The organism is Deltaproteobacteria bacterium, from assembly GCA_040223695.1.
Taxonomy (GTDB): domain Bacteria; phylum Desulfobacterota_D; class UBA1144; order Nemesobacterales; family UBA2774; genus JAVKFU01.
This window is the reverse complement of the sequence record JAVKFU010000005.1, coordinates 1-3,252: the sequence shown is the minus strand read 5'-3', so window position 1 is coordinate 3,252 and position 3,252 is coordinate 1. Positions and strand designations below refer to the sequence as shown.

The 3,252-nt window shown below is 51.7% G+C and carries 2 tRNA genes and 1 rRNA gene; all 3 read right to left on the bottom strand.

The features are described from left to right. Nucleotides 1-2,564, bottom strand: a 23S ribosomal RNA gene (locus RIG61_00260); the annotation flags it as partial. Nucleotides 2,565-2,814: 250 nt separating this feature from the next. Beyond that, nucleotides 2,815-2,888, bottom strand: a tRNA-Ala gene (locus RIG61_00255). Nucleotides 2,889-3,096: 208 nt separating this feature from the next. Then, nucleotides 3,097-3,170: transfer RNA gene (locus RIG61_00250), tRNA-Ile, on the bottom strand. Nucleotides 3,171-3,252 lie beyond the last annotated feature (82 nt).

The following is a 3,252-nucleotide window of genomic DNA, read 5'->3' as shown; positions in this document are numbered from 1 at the left end:
TAGATAGAGACCGAACTGTCTCACGACGTTCTGAACCCAGCTCGCGTGCCACTTTAATGGGCGAACAGCCCAACCCTTGGGACCTTCTCCAGCCCCAGGATGTGACGAGCCGACATCGAGGTGCCAAACCCCCCCGTCGATATGAGCTCTTGGGGGAGATCAGCCTGTTATCCCCGGCGTACCTTTTATCCTTTGAGCGATGGCCCTTCCATGCGGAACCACCGGATCACTATGCTCTACTTTCGTACCTGGTCGACCTGTATGTCTCTCAGTCAAGCGCCCTTGTGCCATTGCACTCTGCACACGATTGCCAACCGTATTGAGGGCACCTTTAGAAGCCTCCGTTACTCTTTTGGAGGCGACCACCCCAGTCAAACTACCCACCACGCACTGTCCTCCCATAAGGGAGTTAGGCCCCGGACAAACAAAGGCTGGTATTTCAACAATGACTCCACCACACCTGGCGATGCAGCTTCAAAGTCTCCCAGCTATCCTACACATTGGTTGCCCAAGGTCAATACGAAGCTATAGTAAAGGTGCACGGGGTCTTTTCGTCCCACTGCGGGTAACCGGCATCTTCACCGATACTACAATTTCACCGAGCTCATGGCCGAGACAGTGTCCAGATCGTTGCACCATTCGTGCAGGTCGGAACTTACCCGACAAGGAATTTCGCTACCTTAGGACCGTTATAGTTACGGCCGCCGTTTACTGGGGCTTCAATTCAATGCTTCTCCTTGCGAATGACATCTCCTCTTAACCTTCCAGCACCGGGCAGGTGTCAGGCCCTATACTTCATCTCTCGATTTTGCAGAGCCCTGTGTTTTTGATAAACAGTCGCCTGGACCTCTTCACTGCGGCCACGCTAGAAGCGTGGCGACCCTTCTCCCGAAGTTACGGGTCTATTTTGCCTAGTTCCTTAGCCATGAATCTCTCGAGCGCCTTAGAATACTCATCCCAACCACCTGTGTCGGTTTGCGGTACGGGCTGCTTCACTTGGTTTTCTCGGAGGATGTTAAGCTGGATTGTCACCTTGGCCGGAGCCTCAGTGTACTATCGGGGCGTCACCGCTCCCTTCAACGTACTATTCCGTCAGTACGCACCAACGCCACATCCCCGTCACTTTTAATGTGAGCAGGTACAGAAATATTAATCTGTTGTCCATCCACTGCCCCTTTCGGGTTCGTGTTAGGTCCCGACTGACCCCCAGCTGATTAGCATAGCTGGGGAAACCTTGGTCTTTCGGCGTGCGGGTTTCTCGCCCGCATTATCGTTACTTATGCCTACATTTTCGTTTGTAGCTCCTCCACCACGCCTTACAGCGTAGCTTCAGCGGCACTACAATGCTCCCCTACCCCTCTATAAATAGAAGTCACAGCTTCGGTGATATGCTTATGCCCGATTATTATCCATGCGGAACCGCTCGACCAGTGAGCTGTTACGCACTCTTTAAATGAATGGCTGCTTCCAAGCCAACATCCTGGCTGTCAGTGCAGTTCCACCGCGTTATATCAACTTAGCATATACTTTGGGACCTTAGCTGGTGATCTGGGTTCTTTCCCTCTCGGACATGGACCTTAGCACCCATGCCCTCACTGCGCACAATCATTTCATAGCATTCGGAGTTTGTCAGGAATTGGTAGGCGGTGAAGCCCCCGCATCCAATCAGTAGCTCTACCTCTATAAAACTATGTACACGCTGCACCTAAATGCATTTCGGGGAGTACGAGCTATTTCCGAGTTTGATTGGCCTTTCACCCCTACCCACAGGTCATCCCAAGACTTTTCAACGTCAACGGGTTCGGTCCTCCACTGTGTGTTACCACAGCTTCAACCTGCCCATGGGTAGATCACACGGTTTCGCGTCTACTACTACTGACTACGTTCGCCCTGTTCAGACTCGCTTTCGCTACGGATCCGCACCTGAAGTGCTTAACCTTGCCAGTAAAAGTAACTCGTAGGCTCATTATGCAAAAGGCACGCCGTCACCCCCGAAGGGGCTCCGACCGCTTGTAGGCGTATGGTTTCAGGATCTTTTTCACTCCCTTGTTCAGGGTTCTTTTCACCTTTCCCTCACGGTACTGGTTCACTATCGGTCTCTCAGGAGTATTTAGTCTTGGCGGATGGTCCCGCCGGATTCATACAGGGTTTCACGTGCCCCGCACTACTCAGGATACCGCTATCGATTATGTTCTTTGCTCTTACGGGACTATCACCCTCTACGGTCCCTCTTTCCAAAGGGTTCTGATTCATCGCACATCGAACCTCGCGGTCCTACAACCCCGATATTGCCGAAACAACATCGGTTTGGACTAATCCGCTTTCGCTCGCCACTACTCACGGAATCACTTTTGTTTTCTCCTCCTCCGGCTACTTAGATGTTTCAGTTCACCGGGTTTGCCTCCCTTACGGGATACCATACCTTCAATATGGTGGGTTGCCCCATTCGGATACCTGCGGATCATATCGTATGTGCCGATCCCCGCAGCTTTTCGCAGCTTATCGCGTCCTTCATCGCCTCTGAGAGCCTAGGCATTCCCCATACGCCCTTATCCAGCTTGTCGCCAGACCTTTTATATTATTGTCCGCCCCCTTCCGCGGCAGCGTCCGGGGGCTTCTTACTTGTAATTTACTTGTACTTTACTTTACTTTCGTGTTTCTTTTTCAGCGTACGCAAAGACCTGAATCTTCTGCGCACCCTGTCCCAATATGTCAATGAACGTTTTGCCCTGAATTTAGTTCAGGGTCCCTTCCCGGTAGTCACGATCTTCATCGGTCCCACCTTAAGAGGTCCTGAAACAAGTTCAGGACTAGTGGAGAATATCGGAGTCGAACCGATGACCTCCTGCGTGCAAGGCAGGCGCTCTAGCCAGCTGAGCTAATCCCCCGTTTTCCTATAAGTCGGCAGTTGCCAGTCAATAGTCGGCAGGTTTCCCAACTTCTAGAATTTCCAATACTTCAATCTTAATGAACGTTTCAAAACCTTAAGCTTTTCAACTTAAAACCTTGAACTTGCAGCATCGCTGCATCGTAGTCTCCCGCCCCTTTCGGTCCGGGCAAGCAGGCAGACCTATGGTCCGCACTTCGCCTACGTTGTAGTCTCAGGCAGACTCGAACTGCCGACCTCTACATTATCAGTGTAGCGCTCTAACCAGCTGAGCTATGAGACTGTTCTAATCCCTTATAGCCTTCTGTGGACAACCGCCCCGATAATTCCTTAAAAGAGCGCCGCGCTCCCCGTCCGAACGTGCC